The sequence below is a fragment of the Nocardiopsis sp. Huas11 genome, assembly GCF_003634495.1.
Classification (GTDB): domain Bacteria; phylum Actinomycetota; class Actinomycetes; order Streptosporangiales; family Streptosporangiaceae; genus Nocardiopsis.
Genome location: NZ_RBKY01000001.1, coordinates 5,159,071 through 5,179,257 on the forward strand (window position 1 = coordinate 5,159,071; position 20,187 = coordinate 5,179,257).

General features: G+C 72.0%; 19 protein-coding genes. 12 read left to right on the forward strand and 7 right to left on the reverse strand.

The features are described from left to right. Positions 1-7: 7 nt before the first annotated feature. The 3 genes from DFP74_RS23325 to DFP74_RS23335 all read left to right on the forward strand — a co-directional run bounded on the left by DFP74_RS23325 (position 8) and on the right by DFP74_RS23335 (position 2,691). Entirely contained in the window at positions 8-664 is a 657-nt protein-coding gene (locus DFP74_RS23325; protein ID WP_121184744.1) for a nucleoside/nucleotide kinase family protein, read from the forward strand. A gap of 129 nt (positions 665-793) precedes the next feature. Further along, complete coding sequence (locus tag DFP74_RS23330) at positions 794-1,402, forward strand: TetR/AcrR family transcriptional regulator (RefSeq protein WP_121184746.1); 609 nt, start codon at positions 794-796, stop codon at positions 1,400-1,402. Continuing rightward, positions 1,399-2,691, forward strand: a complete 1,293-nt coding sequence (locus DFP74_RS23335) for an FAD-dependent oxidoreductase (RefSeq protein ID WP_158613042.1) — start codon at positions 1,399-1,401, stop codon at positions 2,689-2,691. Before DFP74_RS23330 ends, DFP74_RS23335 begins: the two co-directional genes overlap by 4 nt. On the opposite strand, the gene DFP74_RS23340 is transcribed toward DFP74_RS23335, so the two are convergent. After that, a complete protein-coding gene (locus DFP74_RS23340) occupies positions 2,580-3,923 on the reverse strand; it encodes an NAD(P)/FAD-dependent oxidoreductase (protein ID WP_121184750.1) in 1,344 nt (447 codons plus the stop codon). The genes DFP74_RS23335 and DFP74_RS23340 overlap by 112 nt on opposite strands. A 301-nt stretch (positions 3,924-4,224) precedes the next feature. Here DFP74_RS23340 and DFP74_RS23345 point away from each other — a divergent pair, with 301 nt between their 5' ends. Further along, positions 4,225-5,592 (forward strand): MFS transporter, encoded by a 1,368-nt coding sequence (locus DFP74_RS23345; protein WP_121184752.1) that lies wholly within the window; start codon positions 4,225-4,227, stop codon positions 5,590-5,592. 70 nt (positions 5,593-5,662) lie between these two features. On the opposite strand, the gene DFP74_RS23350 is transcribed toward DFP74_RS23345, so the two are convergent. Then, entirely contained in the window at positions 5,663-5,830 is a 168-nt protein-coding gene (locus DFP74_RS23350; protein ID WP_121184753.1) for a DUF397 domain-containing protein, read from the reverse strand. Further along, positions 5,827-6,597 (reverse strand): helix-turn-helix transcriptional regulator, encoded by a 771-nt coding sequence (locus tag DFP74_RS23355; protein WP_121184756.1) that lies wholly within the window; start codon positions 6,595-6,597, stop codon positions 5,827-5,829. The genes DFP74_RS23350 and DFP74_RS23355 overlap by 4 nt, the downstream gene beginning before the upstream one ends. A gap of 97 nt (positions 6,598-6,694) precedes the next feature. Between DFP74_RS23355 and DFP74_RS23360 the strand changes: the two genes are divergently transcribed. Both DFP74_RS23360 and DFP74_RS23365 read left to right on the forward strand, forming a co-directional pair. Next, positions 6,695-6,943: a MerR family transcriptional regulator gene (locus tag DFP74_RS23360; RefSeq protein WP_121184758.1), complete on the forward strand. Its 249-nt coding sequence runs from the start codon at positions 6,695-6,697 to the stop codon at positions 6,941-6,943. Between the two features lie 11 nt (positions 6,944-6,954). After that, positions 6,955-7,596 (forward strand): class I SAM-dependent methyltransferase, encoded by a 642-nt coding sequence (locus DFP74_RS23365; RefSeq protein ID WP_121184760.1) that lies wholly within the window; start codon positions 6,955-6,957, stop codon positions 7,594-7,596. Positions 7,597-7,737: 141 nt separating this feature from the next. On the opposite strand, the gene DFP74_RS23370 is transcribed toward DFP74_RS23365, so the two are convergent. Further along, the gene (locus DFP74_RS23370) at positions 7,738-9,207 is read right to left on the reverse strand and encodes a potassium/proton antiporter (RefSeq protein ID WP_121184762.1); all 1,470 of its coding nucleotides are present in this window, start codon (positions 9,205-9,207) and stop codon (positions 7,738-7,740) included. A 52-nt stretch (positions 9,208-9,259) separates the two neighbouring features. Here DFP74_RS23370 and DFP74_RS23375 point away from each other — a divergent pair, with 52 nt between their 5' ends. After that, entirely contained in the window at positions 9,260-10,084 is an 825-nt protein-coding gene (locus DFP74_RS23375) for a universal stress protein (protein WP_121184764.1), read from the forward strand. A 186-nt stretch (positions 10,085-10,270) separates the two neighbouring features. Here the strand turns inward: DFP74_RS23375 and DFP74_RS23380 are convergent, their stop codons facing one another. Further along, positions 10,271-11,155: a hypothetical protein gene (locus DFP74_RS23380; protein ID WP_121184766.1), complete on the reverse strand. Its 885-nt coding sequence runs from the start codon at positions 11,153-11,155 to the stop codon at positions 10,271-10,273. 159 nt (positions 11,156-11,314) lie between these two features. Here DFP74_RS23380 and DFP74_RS23385 point away from each other — a divergent pair, with 159 nt between their 5' ends. Beyond that, entirely contained in the window at positions 11,315-13,087 is a 1,773-nt protein-coding gene (locus DFP74_RS23385; RefSeq protein ID WP_121184768.1) for a GAF domain-containing protein, read from the forward strand. A gap of 29 nt (positions 13,088-13,116) precedes the next feature. Here DFP74_RS23385 and DFP74_RS23390 read toward each other — a convergent pair whose 3' ends face one another. Next, complete coding sequence (locus tag DFP74_RS23390) at positions 13,117-13,782, reverse strand: response regulator transcription factor (protein ID WP_121184770.1); 666 nt, start codon at positions 13,780-13,782, stop codon at positions 13,117-13,119. Positions 13,783-14,061: 279 nt separating this feature from the next. On the opposite strand from DFP74_RS23390, the gene DFP74_RS23395 reads away from it, so the two are divergent. From DFP74_RS23395 to DFP74_RS23410, 4 genes are all read left to right on the forward strand, one after another. Beyond that, positions 14,062-14,631, forward strand: a complete 570-nt coding sequence (locus tag DFP74_RS23395; protein WP_121184772.1) for a pyridoxamine 5'-phosphate oxidase family protein — start codon at positions 14,062-14,064, stop codon at positions 14,629-14,631. A gap of 242 nt (positions 14,632-14,873) precedes the next feature. Continuing rightward, a complete protein-coding gene (locus tag DFP74_RS23400) occupies positions 14,874-17,141 on the forward strand; it encodes a DUF6351 family protein (RefSeq protein ID WP_233571120.1) in 2,268 nt (755 codons plus the stop codon). Positions 17,142-17,245: 104 nt separating this feature from the next. Continuing rightward, complete coding sequence (locus DFP74_RS23405) at positions 17,246-18,391, forward strand: SPFH domain-containing protein (RefSeq protein ID WP_121184774.1); 1,146 nt, start codon at positions 17,246-17,248, stop codon at positions 18,389-18,391. Positions 18,392-18,482: 91 nt separating this feature from the next. Continuing rightward, positions 18,483-19,589 (forward strand): hypothetical protein, encoded by a 1,107-nt coding sequence (locus tag DFP74_RS23410; RefSeq protein ID WP_121184776.1) that lies wholly within the window; start codon positions 18,483-18,485, stop codon positions 19,587-19,589. Between the two features lie 3 nt (positions 19,590-19,592). On the opposite strand, the gene DFP74_RS23415 is transcribed toward DFP74_RS23410, so the two are convergent. Further along, positions 19,593-20,141 carry a transcriptional regulator gene (locus tag DFP74_RS23415; RefSeq protein ID WP_121184778.1) on the reverse strand — a complete coding sequence of 183 codons (549 nt, stop codon included), beginning with the start codon at positions 20,139-20,141 and terminating at the stop codon, positions 19,593-19,595. Positions 20,142-20,187: the final 46 nt, after the last annotated feature.

Here is a 20,187-nt window from a genome sequence, read left to right on the forward strand (position 1 = left end):
CGGTCGCATGTCCGACTCGCTCGTCGCCGAAGCCCTCCGGATCGCACGTGAGGCCGCGGCCCGCCCGGGACGGCGCTCGGTCCTCGGTCTGACCGGCGCCCCGGCCGCGGGCAAGTCCACGCTCGCCCGCCACCTGGTGGCCCGGGTGAACGACCACCTCGGGGCGGGGGCGGCCGGGTACCTGCCCATGGACGGCTTCCACCTGTCCAACGCCCAGCTCGACCGGCTGGGGCGGCGCGACCGCAAGGGCGCCCCCGACACCTTCGACGCGCACGGCTACGTGGCGCTCGTGCGGCGCCTGCTGGCCGAGGCGGAGCACCCCGTGTACGTCCCGGACTACGACCGCCGCCTGCACGAACCGGTGGCCGCACGGCACGTGGTGGAGCCGCACACCGTGCTGGTGGTGACCGAGGGCAACTACCTCGCCGGCGACGACGAGCCCTGGGTGCGGCTGCGGGGGCTGTTCACGCAGCTGTGGTACGTGGAAGCCGAGGACCGGGTGCGCGAGGAGCGGCTGCACCACCGGCAGGTCAGCGGCGGGTCCAGTGACGAGGCCGCCCGGGAGTGGGTCGAGCGCAGCGACCGCCCCAACGGCGAACTGGTCAAGCGCTTCCGGGACAACTGCACCCGCGTCGTCCACCCGGGGCCCCTGGACCTGAGCTGACCCCGGCCGCCACCCGGTAGGGCCCGATGAGGGCCGATGAGGGCCCGATCGTCCCCTTCGGCCGCCGCGCCGCCTGTGCGCCCGCACTCCCCCCTTGCCCTGGGCGGCGCGCGCCCGTAGTTTGGTCATATGACCAAGGCAACTGACCAAACCCCCGTCACCTCCGTCGAACGCGGGCGCTCCAGCCGCGCCAGGCTGCTGGCGGCGGCCGTGGAGCTGATCCCCGAGGTGGGGTGGAACGCGGTCACCACCCGCCTGGTCGCCACCCGCGCCGGGGTGCGCTCCGGGCTCGTCCACTACCACTTCGACTCGCTTCCGGCCCTGCTGCGCTCCGCCGCGGCGACCGTCCTGGAGGAGCTGCTGGGCGGCCCGCTCGCCACCATGACCTCCGCGCCCGACCCCGCCGAGGGGGTCGTGGGCGCGCTGCGGGCGCTGGACGAGTTCCAGGGCGACGACCCCGCGTCCGTCCTGGTCACCGAGGCCTACCTCGCCGCGACCCGCGACCCCGAGCTGCACGCGGTCATGGCGCGGATCGTGACCGGGACCCGGGACGCCGTCACCGCGTGGTTGCGGGAGCACGGCACCCCGGACCCCGAGGCCGCCTCAGAACTGGTGTGCGCGTTCCTCGACGGCGTGGTCCTGCACCGGGCACTGGGCCCGGTGCCGCCCGCCGACGCCTACCTCGAACCCCTGCGCCGCATGCTCGCGGCGCCCGCACCCGAAGGAGACCCCAGGTGAGAGCGATCATCATCGGCGGCGGCATCGCCGGACTGGCCACGGCGTGGTGGCTGCGCCGCGAAGGCTGGCAGGCGACCGTGGTCGAACGGGCACCCGCCCCCTCCGCCGCCACCGGCCTGGCGGCCCTGGACGCGCCGGACGCGCCGGACTCCGCCGAGGGCACCCTGGACCGCGGCTACGTCATCGACTACTTCGGCCCCGGCTACGACACCCTGGAGCGCATGGGCCTGCGCGCGCGGGTCCACGAGTACGGGCTCGGCCTGAACGCGCTGCGCTACCGCAGGGCCGACGGCCGCGACTCGGCCCGCATCGACGCGTCGGTGCCCGCGCGGCTCACCGGCGGGCGCTACCTGACGCTGCTGCGCGGCGACCTGGAGCGGGTGCTGCGCCAGGCGCTGGGCCCCGCGGCCGACGTGCGGTACGGGACCGGGATCGACCAGGTGCGCCAGGACGAGCACGGCGTCACGGCGGTCCTGACCGACGGCTCGGCCGAGCGCGCCGACGTGCTCGTGGGCGCCGACGGGATCCACTCGCGCACGCGGCGGCTCGTGTTCGGGCCGGAGTCGCGCTACCGCCGCTACCTGGGGGCGCACGCCGCGGCGTACGTGTTCAGCGACCCCGAGCTGATGGGGGCCCTGGCCAACGAGTTCCAGGCGGTGGAGGCCCCCGGAGTCCAGGCGGGGATGTACCGCCTCTCCGACACGACCGGGGCGGCCTTCCTGTGCCACCTGTCCCCCGACGGCTCACTGCCGCAGGACCCGCGCGCGCGGCTGCGCCGGGTCCACGGCGATCTGGGCTGGCTGGTGCCCCGCCTCCTGGCGGCCTGCCCGCCCCGGCCCTACTACGACGAGGTCGAGCAGATCATCATGCCGGGCTGGTCCGCCGCGCGCGTGGTCCTGGTCGGCGACGCGTGCCAGGCGGTCTCCCTGATGGCCGGGCAGGGGGCGAGCATGGCGGTGGCCGCCGCCGAGGTCCTGGCCCAGGAGCTGGGGCCGCTGGCGGCGGGCCGCCGGGCGGCGCGCGGCGCGCCGACCGGGGGGACGACCGAGGAGATCACGGCCGCGCTGCGGCGCTACGAGGGCAGGGTCAAGCCGGTCATCGACGCCAAACAGCGCGCGGGCCGCGGCCTGGCACGGTGGTTCGTGCCGGCCACGGCCACCCGCCTGTTCGTCCGCCGTCAGGCGCTGCGCTTGTCGTCGACGCCGCTGGCCGAGCGCGTCATGCGACCCTTCCTGGCCGCGCCGAGGGACGCGCCCTTCGACGCGCCCGTGGAGGGCTCCCGCCGCTGAGCCGCGCCCGCGGAGGGCGCCCTGCGCTGAACCGCGCCGGGCCGCGCGCCCTCCCGGCGCAGGTGCCGCCGGGCCACCGCGCGGGACACCCGCAGGTACACCGCGGCTTGGCCGCCGGTGCGGGCGTTGTCATAGGCCCCGGCGACGATGTACTCCTTGACGCGCGCGGCCAGGCCGCCGGCGAGGTGGAACGGGCGCGGGCTGTCGTCGGCGCGCACGAACTGGATGAGGCCGTCGCGCCGGCCCAGGCTGACGCACTGGACCAGGTAGCCGAACGGGGCGGCCGCTGGAGTGCGCCCGGCCAGACGGGCGAGGACGGCCTCGGCGGCGTTCCAGCCCATCGGCAGGCCCATCGCGCAGGACATGCGCAGGGGTGCGCCCGAGGAGCCCAGGGTATGGGCGGCGTCGCCCACGACCAGGACGTCGGGGTGGGAGAGCGAGCGCTGGGAGGCGTCGACCATCGCGCGGCCGTCGTCGTCCACGGCCAGGCCGATCGCCGCGGGCAGGCCGGAGGCGCTGAACCCGGCGTTCCACACCACGAGGTCGGCGGGGACGCGCTCGCCGTCGGCCATGAGCAGGCCTTGTGCGTCGACCTCCTCCACCCGCGCGTGTTCGCGCACGGTCACACCGAGCCGGTGCAGGACGCGGCGCACGTGGGCCCGTCCGCGCACCCCGGCTCCGGGCGCGACCTCGCCGCCGGTGACGAGTGCGACGCCGATGCCGGGGTGGGACTCGGCGATCTCACTGGCGGCCTCGATGCCGGTGAGCCCGCCGCCGACCACCACCAGTCGTTCGGGCCGGTCGGCGGCGATGCGTGCGGCGACGGCGCGCGCGCCGTCCAGGTCGGCGATGGTCAGGGCGTGTTCGTCGGCTCCGGGTACGCGGCCGGCCCCGGCCGAACTGCCCAGGGCGAGGATGAGCGAGTCGTAGCCGAGCGTGCGCGGCCCCTGGCCGGCGCGCACCGTGACCGCGCGGGCGTCGGGGTCCACTCCCTCGACCAGGCCCACCACCAGGTCGATGCCGGTGCCGTCCAGGGCGTGGGCCAGGGAGTGCACGCCGACGTCCTGACCGGCGGCGACCTGATGCAGGCGGACCCGCTCGACGAAGTCCGGGGTGGCGTTGACGAGGGTGACGGTGACGTCGGCGCGCTCGCGCCGGGCGAGGTCGTGGGCGCGGCGGGCGGCCGCGAGTCCGGAGTATCCGGCGCCGAGGACGAGCAGTCGGTGAGTCATGGGAAACGTGGTCCCTTCCGCGTGGCGGCGGCCTTCGGGAGGCCTTCGCAGCAAGGACGAGACGGCCGGTGCGGTCCGTGACACGGCGCTCAGGTGAGGCGCCTCATACATGCACGAGGGGGCCGGGGGCGTGGGTCCCCGCGAGGCCCTGCCGCGCGGGGGCGGCCGCCCGCCCGGGCCGAACGGGCCAAAGGTCCCGAGCACCCCGAATGTCCACACTATGAGACAGAGATCCCACATGGTGCACAATCGGGCTAGGATCCAGCCGAACGACCAAGTCTGAGCTGGGAAGAAGAACGTTATGACCGCGGAGGACGTCGCCTCGGCCACGCCGGAGCCCGATCGGCCACGAGTCGATGCGGAGCAGCCGCCGACCAACCCCAAACGCAAGGTCCTCACGGCGAGCCTCGTCGGCACGTCCATCGAGTTCTACGACTTCTACATCTACGCGACCGCTGCGGTACTGGTGTTTCCGCTCCTGTTCTTCCCCGAGGGCGACGCGATGGCCGCGCGGCTGCAGTCGCTGGCCACGTTCGCGATCGCGTTCGTCGCGCGGCCGGTCGGATCGTGGGTCTTCGGCCACTTCGGCGACCGGGTCGGCCGCAAGGCGACCCTGGTGGCGTCGCTGCTGACGATGGGGATCGCGACCGTGGGCATCGGCGTGCTGCCCACCTACGCCCAGGTGGGCGTGGTGGCCCCGGTGCTGCTGGCGGTCTGCCGGTTCGGCCAGGGACTGGGTCTGGGCGGTGAGTGGGGCGGCGCCGCCCTGCTGGCCACGGAGAACGCACCGCGCGCCAAGCGCGCGTTCTACGGCACGTTCCCGCAACTGGGCGCCCCGATCGGGTTCTTCCTGGCCAACGGAGTGTTCCTCATCATCACGCAGACGATGAGCGACGAGACCTTCCTGGCCTGGGGCTGGCGCGTGCCGTTCCTGCTCTCGACGGTCCTCATCGTCATCGGCCTGTGGGTGCGCCTGACGCTGCACGAGACCCCGGCCTTCGCCAAGGTCATCGCCTCGGGCGGTCGGGTCAAGACGCCGATGGTCGAGGTGTTCCGCACCAGCGGGGTCGCGGTCCTGCTGGGCACGCTCATCATGGTCGCCACGTACGTGCTGTTCTACCTGATGACGGTGTTCTCGCTGGGCTTCGGCACCGACGCGGAGTCCGGTCTGGGCTACGACCGGTCCCAGTTCCTGGTGTTCCTGCTCATCGGCGTGCTGTTCTTCGCGCTGTTCACACCGATCTCCGGTCTGATCGCCGACCGCTTCGGCCGCCGCCCCACGCTCATCACGGCGACCGTGGCCATCATCGTGTTCGGCTTCGCCATGGGCCCGCTGATGGGCAGCGGGAGCACCGTCGGCGTGATGGCCTTCCTCATCATCGGGCTGTCGCTGATGGGCCTGACGTTCGGGCCGATGGCCGCCCAGCTGCCGGAGCTCTTCCCGACCAACGTCCGCTACACGGGCGCGTCGGTGGCGTACAACCTCGCGGGTCTGCTGGGGGCGTCGTTCGCTCCCTACATCGCGACCTGGCTGGCGGGCCGGTTCGGGCTGAACTGGGTCGGCGGATACCTGGTGCTGGTCGGCGTGATCACGCTGGTGGCACTGCTGCTCAGCCGAGAGACCAAGGACGACTCCCTGGACGCGATCCCCTCGCGCGGCGCAAGATAGAGATGAGCACCCCCTGCGGGAGGGCCCCGTCGGACTTCTCCGGCGGGGCCCTCCCGATGCGGGGCCGGGGTCAGCGCGCGGCCGTCGCCACCAGCGCGGCCCATTCGACGGCGGTGAAGGACAGGTGACCGGCGTTCCGGTTCTGCGTGTCGCGCACATCCACCGCGTCCTGGTGCTCACGTACTTCCACGCAATGGCCACCGGTGTCCGACCAACTGGACTTGTGCCAGCCACTCACAGTAGATCCTCCAGTGCTTTCCGGGACCGACCTTCGGGGAGGGAGGCACCCAAGGCGCGTTTGACCAGTTCGGACAGCCGCTCAAAGTCCTCTGAATCCTCGATGATCACGTTACCGCTGACGTGATCGCTCGAAGCCGCGCGCCCTCCATCGACCAGCTTCACCAGGAAGAGCGGCGACGTCACGCCGACCAGCACGGACCCATTCGGCACCAGGTGGACGCGTATCCGTTCGTCGTCCATAAGAGCGAGCAGGTGTTCGACCTGCTCCCGGCGCACCGATTCCGGAGGCCAGGTGAGCGCACTCTCCGGGAAAACAGCCGTCACCATGGGATTGTTGCGTTTCCTCAGAAACGCCAATCGCGCACACCTGGCGGTGACCAGACGTTCAATCGCCGCATCCGGAAGAGTGGGGTTCGCTTCGCGAAAGACGATGCGCGCGTAGGAGGGACATTGAATCAACCCGGACACCAGAACGGGCGACACGAAGTCGATCGTGATGGCTTCCGCTTGCAGTAATCCGGCATCTTGCATGAATGACGGCAGCGACCCATCCGTGGTGTCCCGTTGCCACGTCTGGACGAGCCGCCCTTCGGCGCCCAGAAGGCGGTCCAGGGTCTCGACGTGCCCACGCCTCGGGGAGACCTCCCCTTTCTCCCAGCGGCAGCACGCGGAAGGGGACACGCTCGCCCGGGACGCGAGTTGCCTCTGCGACAATCCGGACAAAATCCGCAATTTGTTGAGGTGCTGGGGAAAACGTTGCGTCATAGTGAAAGCGTAGCCCTATGTTGAATTGCGCACCCTTACTTTGGGGACACATGCTCGTTCCTCGCGCAATGGCGGGGACGAGTCGGATGCTGGGCTCATGGACGAACGAGAAATCCAGTTCCTGGAAGAGACCCACCCGGACATGTACTTCACCAACGGGGAGGCGGCGGCCGTCATCGGCGTCTGCCCGTCGACTCTGCGCGCGTGGGCCCGCGTCGGCCGCCTCGACGACGTGAAGTCCTTCCGCAGCAAGTACGGCTGGCGCTATTTCCGGGCGGGTGACGTCTTCGCCCTTCGGGACGACCGGAAAGCGGCGGGGAGGCCACCCGACTCCAGGGCCGGGTAAGGTGCTCGACCGTGACACCACCCGACTTCCTGGCCGAGGCGCGCACGTTCTACGACGCCTTCGCCGCCACCTACACCGACCGGTTCCGCGACGCGCTCGACGCGATGCCGATGGACCGGGCGATGCTGGGCATGTTCGCCGAACTCGTCCGCTCCGAGGGCGGCCAGGTCGCCGACCTTGGGTGCGGGTCCGGCCGCGTGACGGCGTACCTGCGCGACCTGGGCCTGCCGGTGTTCGGGATCGACCTGTCCCCCGCGATGGTCGAGCTGGCCCGGCGGGAGCACCCCGGCCTGCGCTTCGAGGTGGGTTCGATCCTGGACCTGGACCTGCCCGACGGTTCGGTGGGCGGCGCCCTGGCCTACTACTCGATCATCCACATGCCGCCGGAGCACCTGCCCGGGGCGTTCGCGGAGTTCCACCGGGTACTCGCCCCGGGCGGGCACCTCATGCTCGCCTTCCAGGTCGGCGACGAGCCGCTGTACCTGGAGCGGCCGCTCGGGCACGAGGTCTCGCTCGACTTCCAGCGACTCCGGCCGGACGATGTCGCCGACCTGCTCACGGACGCCGGACTGTCCGTGCGCGTGCGGGCGGTCCGCGAGCCCGACCCCGGCGAGGGCGTGCCCCAGGCCTACCTCCTGGCTCGTCGCATGTGACCGGAAACGGCCGTCGTCGCAGTTCACAGGCCGCTTTGGCAGCGCTTCAGGATCCAGCTGTGCGATCGTGGAGAAAACCGGCCGCACGCCGCGCCGACCGCGCACCCGAGGGGGACGGGCCACCGAGACGCCGCTGAGCCCTCACGTGAAGGTCTCACCCTTGGCCCATGCGGTGACCAGCCTGTTCGCGTCCGGACGCCTCGCCATCGCCACGATGATCAGGTCACCCTCCCTGATCCGGGTACGAGGAGTGGGGAGCAACACGTGTGAGCCCCGCACGATCGTGGTCACCAGCCCGTGAGGGGGGTCCAGTTGCTCCAGCTGTCGGCCGACGATGTACAGGTCCGGTGTCGCCCGCACCTCGATCAGCTCCGTGTTGACATCGCTGAGCGGAACGTCTTCCGCCACGGGCGAGAGCGTGTGCTCCTCACCTCGGGACAGCCCGAGCCGGCGTGCCACCGCCCGGATGCTCACCCCCTGCACCGCCGCCGACAGCAGGACCACGAAGAAGACCACATTGAAGATGAGCGCGCCATCGGGGTAGCCGGCCACGAACGGGAAGGTGGCCAGCACGATCGGCACCGCGCCGCGCAAACCCACCCAGCTGATGAAGACCAGCTCCCGCCAGCTGTAGCCGAACCACACCAGGCACAGCGTCACGGCGACCGGCCTGGCCACAAGGATGAGGACCGCCGAGACGGCGAGCGCGGGCACGGCGACGGCGGGCAGCTGGGAGGGGAAGACGAGCATCCCCAGCATGAGGAACAGCCCGACCTCGGCGGTGTTGGACAGACCTTCGTGGAAACTGCGGATACCGCGGCGGTGCAGGGGTGCGCGGGCGCCCACGATCAGACCGGTGATGTAGACGGCCAGGAAGCCGGAGGCTCCCAGCACGGCCGCCGACCCGTAGGAGAGCCCCGCCACTCCCAGCGCGAGCACCGGGTAGACCCCGGCGGGTCCCAGGTTGATGCGGGTCAGCAGCCAGCTTCCCGTCAGTCCGACCAGGACGCCGACCGCGATGCCCCCGCCCAGTTGGACGAGGGCGAACACCGCCCACTCGGCCGGGGCGGGGGTGCCCTGCCAGGTGGCGATGAGCCCGATCGTGAGCATGATGGCGATGGGGTCGTTGGCGCCGGACTCCACCTCCAGCAGGGAGGCGAGCCTGCGGGGCAGAGGGGCGCGGCGCAGCATCGCGAAGACGGCCGCGGCATCGGTGGAGGCCACGACCGCGCCGATCAGGAAGGCGGTGAGCGGTGCGACGTCCAGCAGCAGGTAGGTGCCCCAGCCCACGAGGGCGGCGGTGATGAGGACGGCGACCGTGGCCAACAGGAAGCCGGGTGCGGCCGCGCGCCGGATGTCACCCGGTTTGGTGGTCAGGCCACCCTCGAACAGGATGAGGAGCAGCCCCACGGTGCCTGCGATCTGGGCCAGGCGGGGGTCGTCGACGGTGACCAGGGCCAGGCCGTCGTCGGCGATGAGCATGCCCAGCGCGAGGAAGAGCAGCAGGCCGGGCAGCCGGATCCGGCTGGCGAACCCGGCCGCTAGGATGGCCGCAATCAGCAGGAATCCCCCTGCCAGGATCCAACCGTCGGCAGGCAGTTGAACGGTCATCGTCCCTCATGGTCGGGGATGCGGTGGTTTCATAAGGAGCTTATCGGTGGCGATGTGGCTCAGGTGGCGCGGACACGGCTCGGCGGTGCGGCCGTCGGCCATCCGTCGGCTGCTGGTGCCGCTGGACGGCTCGCGTGAGGCCGCTTCGGCGATCGACCCGGCGCTGCGGATCGCCCGCACCCTCCAGGTCCCGGTGGAGCTGATGACGGTGCACGACCGTGTGCACGGCAAGTGGGCGCAGGACATCGACGACATCGCGGCCGGTCTGATGTATGAGCGCGTCGAGGTCGCCGTGGTGGGCGCCGGTTGGGCGGGCGCCGTGATCGTGGATTCGGTCGCCCAGCAGCCGGGCACCGTGGTGTGCATGGCCACACACAACCGGGACCGGTTCTCGCGGCTGGTCGCGGGGAGCGTGACCGAGCACGTACTGCACCACGTTGAATCGCCGGTGGTGATGGTGGGTCCGCGCTACCGGCCGGGTGAGGCCGAGGACGTGTACGAGCGTGCCGTGGTCTGCTGCGACGGCGGGCACCGTGATGAGGCGACTCTGGCCGTGGCCGGGAGCTGGGCCCAACAGCTCAAGCTGGAACTGGAGCTGGTGCATGTCCGGGACGGGGACGCGGACGACGACACGGCCACGCGCGTCTCGGACGCGGCCGCGCGTCTGCAGGAGAACGGCTTGGCGGCCGGGGCCACGGTGCTCACCGGCTCGGATCCCGCGGAAGGGATCACCGGGCTGTTCGCGCGGCGCCCCGGCGCGCTGGCGGTGCTGGCCAGCCACGCCCGCATGGGCTTGTCCCGGCTCGTACTGGGCAGTGTCAGCTCCAAGATGCTGGAGACGAGTCCCGTCCCCCTGCTCCTGACTCGCGTTCCCTGACCGAGTTCGGTCAGCACACGGGCCGAGCCTGCGGCTCTACGCCGAACAGAGCGGATTCCTTGTGCGGCTCGCTCTCGGACAGCTCGAATCCGATCTGGGCCACCTGGGCACGACCCCCGGCGTTCGGCACAGGCCCGGCTCTCCACCGGTCGTCCGGAAGCGGCGTCCTGTGGTGGCTACCGGCACTCAGTCGAAGAGCTCCTCGGCGGTCTCGACCTTCGCCGCACGGCGCAACCACGTCCGGAGCGTCTCCTGGTCGGTGCAGGACGTGACGCGCTCGCGGACCTCGTCGCTCACCGCGATCCCCCTGGCATCCAGGAAGATCAGGATGGCCTCGGCCTCGCCCTGAGCGCGGCCCTGGGCCCTGTACTGCTCGGTGAAGGGGGTACTGAACTCCCAGATCGCCGATTTCATGATCGCCTCCAAGCGTTCCCGTGCCGCCCCGTCCAGCAGAGCCATCACGAACTGAGTGTAGTTGGCCGCCCGATCGGGGTCGATCTTCGACAGCCCCGCCATGAGCACGTCCACCAGCTCCGGCCGTGCGGCCGCGTGGACCAGGGTGGAGAGCACCCCGAGTTCCGGCGCCCGCCCCACCTCCGCCGGATCGTCCACGAGCGGCGCCTCGTCCGGACCGATCACCATCGGCTGCAGGTCGTACCCCGGGTGCCCCATCGGGATCGGCAGGGCCGCCCACCGGGCGACCGCGCGGTCCGGGCACAGGACCACGAGGTAGGTGGGCGCGCCCAGCAGCCGCGCCCGCAGGGTGGTCAGGTAGACCGGCCAGCTCAGCTCCTTGCCCGGATCGTGGCCCCGCTGGATCTCGACGACGACCGCCGCCGTCGCGTCGCTCCGTCTCTTGCCCAGCCGACGCACCTTGGCCGGGTCGCGGAGCGTGATGACGGAGTCGGCGGTGTACTCCGTCGGTAGCACGTCGTTGAGGTTCCCGCACTCCAGGCGTGCCGCCGTGTAGGTCGGCATCTGAATGCCGAAGACCTCGGCGACCAGTCGGGGGGCGAGATCGGGTTCGTTCTGGAAGAGCTCGACGAGGAACTCGTGTTCGATCGTGGGCACGGCGGCAGGCTACTGAAAGCGACGGGATCGGCGTGGCGGATTCGCGAAAACGGTTCCGGACACCTTCTGGAACCCGGGCCGGTAGGCGGGAGACGGGCGAGGTGGTGGGGTCGTAGGGTCAAAGTCATCAGCCTCGACACCGGCCGGAGATGAGCCCTCATGAGTCAGCCAGGCGACGATCCGTACGAGCACGACGAGCGGAACCGGCTGTCCCTTCCCCGCGCTGGGCTGGACGACCTCCTGGACGAGGTCAGGGCACGCATGTCCGACATCTCCGCGACCCAGGACCGGATCCGCACGCTGTTGGAGGCGGTCATCTCCATCGGCGAGGGCCTGCACCTGGACCCGCTGCTGCTGCGCATCACCGAGACCGCCGCCCGCCTGGTCAACGCCCGCTACGGCGCCCAGGGCGTGATCGGTCCGGACGGCGAACTCGCCCGGTTCATCCCGGTCGGCCTCCAGCCCCAGGAGATCGCCGCCATCGAGCACTGGCCCGAAGGTAAAGGCATCCTCGGCCTGCTGATCAAGGAGCCCCACGCGCTGCGGCTCAGCGACGTGCGCGATCACCCCGAATCGCGCGGGTTCCCCGAGGGCCACCCGCCCATGCGCTCCTTTCTGGGGGTGCCCATCCGCATCCGCGACCAGGTGTTCGGCAACCTGTACATGACCGACAAGCGCGACGGCACCCGGTTCACCGAGGACGACGAACTCCTGCTGCGGGCCCTGGCCACCGCGGCGGGTACCGCCATCGAGAACGCGCAGCTGTTCTCCCAGTCCCAGAGCCGTGAGACCTGGCTCGACGCCTCCGGGCAGATCACCACGCAGCTGCTGACCGGCGCCGCACCCGAGCAGGTCCTGCGGCTGGTCGCGCGTCGGGCCCGCGTCATGGCGCACGCCGACTGCGCGGTCATCGCCATGCCCGGATCCGATCCCGACACGCTGGCCGTGCGGGTCTGGGACGCCCCTGAGGACGGTGACGGCCGGCGGTGGGCGGCCCTGGAGGGGGCGGTTCTGTCCTGCGGCCCCGACACCTTGTTGGGGCGCGTCTACCGCGGCGGCGACGCCCTGATGGCCGAGGTGTCCGAACCCGGGCACCAGGGCGCCGACTTCCTCCGCGACCTGGGTGCGGGGCCCGTGATCGTCCTGCCGTTCGGTCCGCCCGAGGGCGCCCGCGGCATCCTGTTCCTGGCCCGCTCGCGGGACGGGGACGCCTTCCAGGACAGCTGGCTGGGCATGCTGTCCTCCTTCGCCGACCAGGCCGCCGTCGCCCTGGAGCTGGCCGAGGCCCGGTTGGACTCCGAGCGGCTGACGGTGTTGGAGGACCGTGACCGGATCGCCCGCGACCTGCACGACACCGTCATCCAGCGGCTCTACGCCACGGCCATCACCCTGATGGGCACCGTCCGACGGATCGATGACACGGGCACGGCGGCACGGGTCCGGAACGCCGTCACCGAACTGGACGACACCATCCGCCAGATCCGGTCCACGATCTTCGCCCTGCAGAGCACCGGATCGAATCCCTCCTGGTTGCGCTCCCGGGTCCTGGACCTGGTCAACAGCGCCGGTGACATCCTCGGGTTCGCACCCCGCCTGCTCACCCAGGGGCCCATCGACAACGAGGTCGACGAGACCGTCGGCGAGCACCTCGCGGCGGTCCTGCGCGAACTGCTGTCCAACGTCGCCCGGCACGCCGGAGCGACCCGGGTGGACGTGGAACTGTCGGTCGGGGACGACCTGCGCCTGCGGGTGGTCGACGACGGGTGCGGCATCCCCGACGACGCCGGCCGCAGCGGCCTGCGCAACGTCGAGTCCCGCGCCCACGAGCTGGGCGGCCAGGTCGTCATCACCACGGCCCAGGACGAGGGCACCACCGTCGAGTGGCGGGTGCCGTGCCGGGTCCAGCCGGCCCCCGCGCGCCGGGACGGCTGAAACGGTCCGGGCGGGGACCGGGCCGCGCGCTAGCGGTGGGTCCGGCCCTCGCTCATGGACAGCCTGGTCGCGTAGGCGGCCGCCTGGGTACGCCTCGCCATGCCGAGTTTGGCGAGCACGCGTGAGACGTAGTTCTTCACCGTCTTCTCGGCCAGGAACATCCTGGCGCCGATCTCCCGGTTCGTCAGACCCTCCCCGATCAGCTCCAGGACGCGCCGCTCCTGCTCGGTGAGTTCGCTGAGGGGGTCCTGGCGCACGGCGTCCTCGCGCAACCGGGTCAGCATCCGGGTCGTGGACTCCGGATCGAGCAGGGAGCGGCCCTCCGCCACCGTGCGCACCGCGCCGACCAGGTCGGTGCCGTGGATCTGTTTGAGGATGTACCCCGACGCCCCGGCCATCACGGCACCGTAGAGCGCCTCGTCGTCGGAGTAGGAGGTCAGCATGAGAATCCGTGTCTCGGGTAGGCGCGAGCGGATCTCCCGGCACAGAGTGACTCCGTCTCCGTCGGGCAGGCGCACGTCCAGCACGACGACGTGCGGGGCCAGCGCCGGTATCCGGGCCCGGGCCCGGGCGGCGGTGCCGGCCTCGCCCACGACCTCGATGTCGGCCTCGTCGGCCAGGAGGGAGCCCACCCCGCGCCGCACCACCTCGTGATCGTCCACGAGGAACACGCGGATCGCGCCTTCACCGCTCATCGGCTGACACCCTTTCGTCACCGCCCCGGGCGGTCCGGGCGGCCCGGCCGCCGCGGACGCGAGAGGCCACGGCTCTGAGTGCACAGCCTAGCCAACAAGGACGGTCCGGTCGTGAGCCGAACGTCCCGCCCTGTTTGAGCCGCAGGTCGCCGGGGGAGGCGAGGATCGAGGACCTTCGCCGCCAGGGTCGGGACCGACGGACGGCTCCGTCGACACGACCGCCGGGGAGGATGGTGGCGGACAGGCAGCGAATCCGTCGTGCGACCAAGGGGGCGCGTGATGACTTCTTCAAGCGGTGCGGACGAGTCGGGACGAGGGCGCGGGAGCGTCACGGGGGCGCCCACGCCCCCGGCTCCGCGCGCGTCCTCTGCGGACCTGGCGGGCACCGAGCAGCTGGGCGAGGACGCGGAACTGCTGGTGGGCGCGGACATCGCCGAGAGCACGGACTCCAGCTTCACCGTGCTCGAACGGGAGACGTGCTTCAACCTGCTCGCCACGCGCGGCATCGGACGGGTGGCGTTCACCATCGAAGGCGACGCCGCGCCCACGGTGCTGCCGGTGAACTACGCGCTGCTCGACGACACGATCGTGTTCCGGTCCAACCTGGCCGGGACCATCATGCGCCACGGGCGCGGCTACGCCGCCTTCGAGGTGGACCACTTCGACCACGAGCACTTCGAGGGGTGGAGCGTGCTGGCCTCGGGCCGCTGCCGGTGGATCCGCGACGATGGTGAGTTGAGCCGCATCCCGCAGGGACGGCTCGCCAAACCCTGGGCGGCGGGCAAGCGCGACCAGGTGCTGAAGATCGTGCCGGGCCGGATCTCCGGCCGACGGATCTCCAGGAGTTGACCGCGGAGGGCGGCGTCCCCGGGGACGGCGGGGACGCGGAGCCGTTGCGGCGTCCGGCCCGGGGCGGCCCGGGTTCACCGCACCCCGGTTCGGGGTATCGCTCCCCTCATGGGAGCGCGAAGCCCGCGACGGACACGGGGCGTCCGGAACGTGACCGGCACCGGCGTCACCGGCCCGTACGCGGGTGATCGGCCACGCCTGCCGGACGGGCGGGCCGCCCGGCGCCCCGCGCCGGGGCGCCCGTGCTGAGCCGCCCGAGAGCGCGGGGCCTGCTCGGCGTCGGCGCGGCCGCGCTGGCCGCCCTGCTCACGGTCTCCGGCGCACCCCTGGCCGGGCTGCCCACCGTCATCGCCTCGACCCTGCCCGCCTCGGCCGCGCCCGCGATCCCTCCCCCGGCCGTCGCCCCGGACGCGGAGGCGGACCCGGACGGAGCCCGTCCGCTCACGGTCGAGGTGCTCTCCTCACGGCCGGACACCGTGACCGCCGGCACCGCGCTGGTGCGCGTGGCCCTGCCCGCCTCGGTCGAGCCGCACCTGGTGCGGCTGACCGCCGACGGCTCCGACGTCACCGGGGACCTGCGCACGGTCGTGCTCGACGACGGCGGCCTGGCCCTGGAGGGCGTGGTCACCGAACTGCCCGAGGGCGCCTCCACGCTCGTGGCGACGGTGCGCGACTCCGACCTCTCGGCGCGGCTCCCGGTCACCGGCCACCCGGCCCAGGGCCCGGTGTTCTCCGGCCCGCACCAGGAGCCGTTCGTGTGCGACACCGACGCCTTCGCGCTGCACGGCGGCGGGACGCTGGGGCCCGCCCTGGACGCGGACTGCTCGGCGCGGACGGTGGAGAGGTACATGTACCGGACCACCGGCGGCGCGTGGGAGCAGATGCCCGACCCGGACCGGGTGCCCTCGGACGCGGCCGAGACCACGGTCTCCACCGGGCGGACGGTCCCCTTCACCGTGCGGGTGCTGACGGGCACGGCCAACCGGTCGATCTACGAGACGGCGGTGCTGTACACGCCGGGCGAGGAGCGCCCCGACCCCTGGCACCGGCCCGCGGGCTGGAACGGCCGGCTCGTGTTCACGTTCGGCGGCGGGTGCGCGGGCGGCTGGTACGTCCAGGGCCGCTCCACCGCCGGCGTGCTGGACCCCGGCATGCTCGGGCGGGGGTACGCGGTCGCCTCCTCCTCCCTGAACGTGTTCGGCCACAACTGCAACGACCTGCTGGCCGCCGAGAGCGCCGCCGCGGTCAAGGAACGCTTCGTCCTCACCCACGGGGTGCCCGACGCGACTCTGGGCTGGGGCAACTCCGGCGGCGCCTACCAGGCCCATCAGATCGCCGACAACCAGCCGGGCCTGCTGGACGGGATCGTCGTCGCCCAGAGCTTCCCGGACGTGGTCTCGTCCGTGGTCCCCGCGGTGGCCGACGCGCGCCTGTTGCACGAGTACGCACGGGCCCACCCCGGCGCGCTCACCCGCGAGCAGCAGACGGCGGTGTCGGGGTTCGGCCACTGGGCCGGCATCGAGCGCATGGCCGACTCGGCCGTGCGCCTGGACCCCATGGGCACGTGCCCGGACCAGCTGCCGGAGGAGGAGCGCTACCACCCCGAGCACCGCCCGGACGGGGCCCGCTGCGAACTGTTCGCGCACACCGTCAACGTCTACGGCACCGACCCGGACACCGGCCTGCCCCGCCGCCCGCTCGACAACGTCGGCGTCCAGTACGGCCTGGGCGCCCTGCTCGACGGCACACTCGACGTGGACGCGTTCTTGCATTTGAACGAGCACATCGGCGGCCTGGACGCCGACGCCCGGGTGGTCGGGGAGCGGATCCGGGCCGATCCGGGGGCGGTCGTGGCCGCGCACCGCACGGGGCGGGTCCTGCACACCGGCGGCGGGCTGGCCGAGATCCCCGTGGTGGACTACCGCGAGTACCAGGACGACACCCCCGGCGGCGATATCCACCAGCGCTACCACTCCTTCTCCACCCGGGCACGGATGCTCGCGGCCAACGGCCACGCCGACAACCACGTCATGCTGGTGGAGTCCCGTGACCGGGGCCGCTTCTCCGCCTCGGCCCCGGTGCCCGGACGCGCGCTGGCCGAGCTCGACGCGTGGGTGAGCGGTGTCCGCGAGCGGGAGGCCGCCCATCCGGGACGGCCGCGGGCCGAGCACGTGCGCGCGGCCCGCCCGGAGTGGCTGGTGGACTCCTGTTGGATCGGCGACGGCGCCGACGCCGAGCGCGTGGTGGCCGAGCAGCGCCCTCTGACCGGCGGCGACCGGTGTTCGGACGCCTTCCCGGTGCACACCTCGCCGCGCACGGTGGCGGGCGCGCCGCTGTCCTCCGACGTCCTGGCGTGCCGGCTGCGGCCCTTCGACGCCGCGGAGCACCCGGCCGACTTCGACGAGGGGCAGGCCGCGCGGGCCGCGCGGATCTTCGCCGAGGGGATCTGCGACCACTCCGTCCCCGGACGCGGCCAACAGGCGCCCGCCGGTACCTGGATCGGCCTGTGAGCGGAGCCGGGGCCCGTTCCGGTGGAACCTCCAAGACCCCCTGGGCGTCCAACACGTGTTCCACCCGACGCCCTCAGCGGGCGACGACGGCATGAGGAGACAATGTGGGCCTGCTCGACTCCCTGCGCGGAGAACTCGTCGACATCATCGAATGGACCGACGACACCAGGGACACCATGGTGTGGCGGTTCCCCCGCCACGACAACGAGATCAAGATGGGCGCCCAGCTCATCGTCCGCGAGTCACAGGCCGCGGTGTTCGTCAACGAGGGTCGGCTCGCCGACGTGTTCACGCCGGGCACCTACACCCTGGAGACCCGCAACGTCCCGATCCTGAGCACGTTGAAGGGGTGGAAGCACGGTTTCGACTCCCCCTTCAAGGCGGAGGTCTACTTCGTCAACGTCCGGTTGTTCTCCGACTTCAAGTGGGGGACCAAGAATCCGGTCATGGTGCGCGACCCCGAGTTCGGCCCGGTGCGCCTGCGTGCCTTCGGCGGGTTCGCAGCCCGCGTCGTCGACCCCGCCAAGTTCGTCGGCGAACTGGTGGGGACCGACCCGATGTTCCGGACCGAGGAGGTCGAGGGCTACCTGCGGCAGATGATCGTCAGCCGCCTGGGCAGCGCCCTGGGCACGGCGGCGCGCGACATCCCCGTGCTGGACATGGCCGCCGAGCAGCACGAGATGGGTCAGCGCCTGGCCGCCGTGCTGTCCGAGGACATGGCGTCCGTGGGCCTGCGGATCGACCAGTTCAACGTCGAGAGCATCACGCTGCCGCCCGAGGTCGAGAAGGCCCTGGACAAGCGCACGCAGATGGGCATGGTCGGCGACCTGGACGCCTACTCGAAGTTCCAGACCGCCAACGCCGTGGAGACCGCGGCGGGCACGCCCGGGAGCGGGATGTCCGACGCGCTGGGCATGGGCATGGGGTTGGCCGCCGCCCAGCAGATGGCCCAGAACGCGAACCCCCAGCAGCCCGCGGCACAGTCCCAGCAGCCGGCGCAGGCCGCCCAGCCGCAGGCACCGGCCGGGCCGCCCCCGCTGCCGCAGCAGGTCCAGTGGTTCGTGGGCGCCTCTGGACAGCAGCAGGGCCCCTTCGGCGCCGACGTGCTCGCCCAGCGGGCCGGCTCCGGGCAGCTCACCCGCGACACCCTGGTGTGGCGTGAGGGCATGGAGCAGTGGACCCCCGCGGGCCAGGTGTCGGAGCTGTCCGGCCTGTTCGCGGCCACCCCTCCCCCCATGCCGCCCTCCTGAGGGACGGCTCTCCCCGGAGGGACGCCCCCACCCCCGCCTTCCGCGCGCCCGCTCCGCGTCCTCCTCCCCCGAACTACCCAGTAGGACTGAGATGCCAGACCCCCAAGCCCCTCCCCCCTCCCCCTCGGACGCGCACCGCGCCTACCCCTGCGGCACCTGCGGCGCGTCCCTGGAGTTCGCACCGGGCGTCGGTGAGATGCGCTGCCCGTACTGCGGCAGCCAGGAACGCGTGGCGCAGGAGAAGAAGGCGAAGATCCGCGAGCACGACGTCAAGGCCCTCTTCACCCGCCGTCCGGCCTCGGAACTGGCCGCGCGGCACTCGGTGTGCCAGGGCTGCGGCGCCCACGTGCAGGGCGACCAGTTGGCGAGCACGTGCCAGTTCTGCACGGCGCCCCTGGTCACCGACACCTCCGACGACTCCCAGGTGGCGGCCGAGGCGGTCCTGCCCTTCCAGGTGGACCGGGTCGCGGCGCGCGACTCCCTCGGCACGTGGGCGCGCAGCCGCTGGTTCGCGCCGAACAGCCTGAAGAAGGTCAACGAGGCGGAGCGACTCAGGAGCACCTACCTGCCGCACTGGACCTTCGACTCCCGAACCCGCTCGGACTACAAGGGCCAGCGGGGCGAGTACTACTACGTCACCGAGACCTACACCGCGCAGGAGAACGGCAAGAGCGTCCAGAAGACGCGGCAGGTCCGCAAGACGCGCTGGCGCCGGGTGGAGGGCACCGTGTCGCGTGACTTCGACGACGTCCTGGTCGCCGGTACGACGCAGGTGGACCCGGAGAAGGTGGCCGCCCTCCAGCCGTGGCCGCTGAAGAAGGCGCAGCCGCACCGGCCCGAGTACCTGGCCGGGCACGAGGCCCTGCGCTACGACGTCGAGCCCGAGACAGGGCTGGAGGCCGCCAAGAAGATCATGGCCGAGGCCATCGAGAAGGACTGCCGCCGCGACATCGGCGGCGACGAGCAGAAGGTGTCGTCGGTCTCGACCGAGCACCGCGACGTCAAGGGCAAGCTCGTCCTGTTGCCGGTCTGGGCCGGGGCCTACCTGCACAGCGGCAAGTCCTGGCAGATCGTGGTCAACGGCTGCACGGGCGAGGTCCAGGGGGAGCGCCCCTACAGCGCCGTGAAGATCACCGCGGCCGTGCTGGCGGCGCTCATCGTCGTCATCGTGTTCGTGCTGTTCCTGATCTACGGCTGAGGCTCACTCGGCGGGGCGGTGCACGATGAACGCCCCGCCGTACAGGGGCCGGTCCCGGCGCCGGTGGTCGGTGGACACGTACTCGTCCAGGACCGCGACGATGCGGCGGTCGAGTTCGGCGACGTCCTCGTCCGACAGGTGCAGCGCGAAGCGCGCGAACGTGCGCACCGACTCCGGTCCGGCCTCGTCCAGCTCCTGCTGGAAGGCACTGACCGGAGCGGTGTCGTAGGCGCCGGTGTCGGACCGGGTCCCCTCCAGCCACCAGGACTCACCCGTGGAGCGGTAGGGCTTCTCCAGCGCTCCACTGGCGCCGGCGCGCACGGGCGCGGCCACGAGCAGACCCGCGGCCACCAGCTGCCGTACGTGGTACAGGACCGTGCCGGGCGTGGTGTCGAGGCGGTCGGCGAGCTGCCGGTTGGTGAGCTCCTGGTGCAGGCACAGGCGCAGGATGCGCACGCGCAGCGGGTGTGCCAGGGCCTTGGCCTCCTGAACGGTGGCCGGACGCCTCCGCCTGGCCGGGGCCGGGGCGCCGTGCTCTTCCTCGTCACTCATGGTCGCCAGCGTAACAACCATCGAGGTCGCACGAATCGATTGAGTT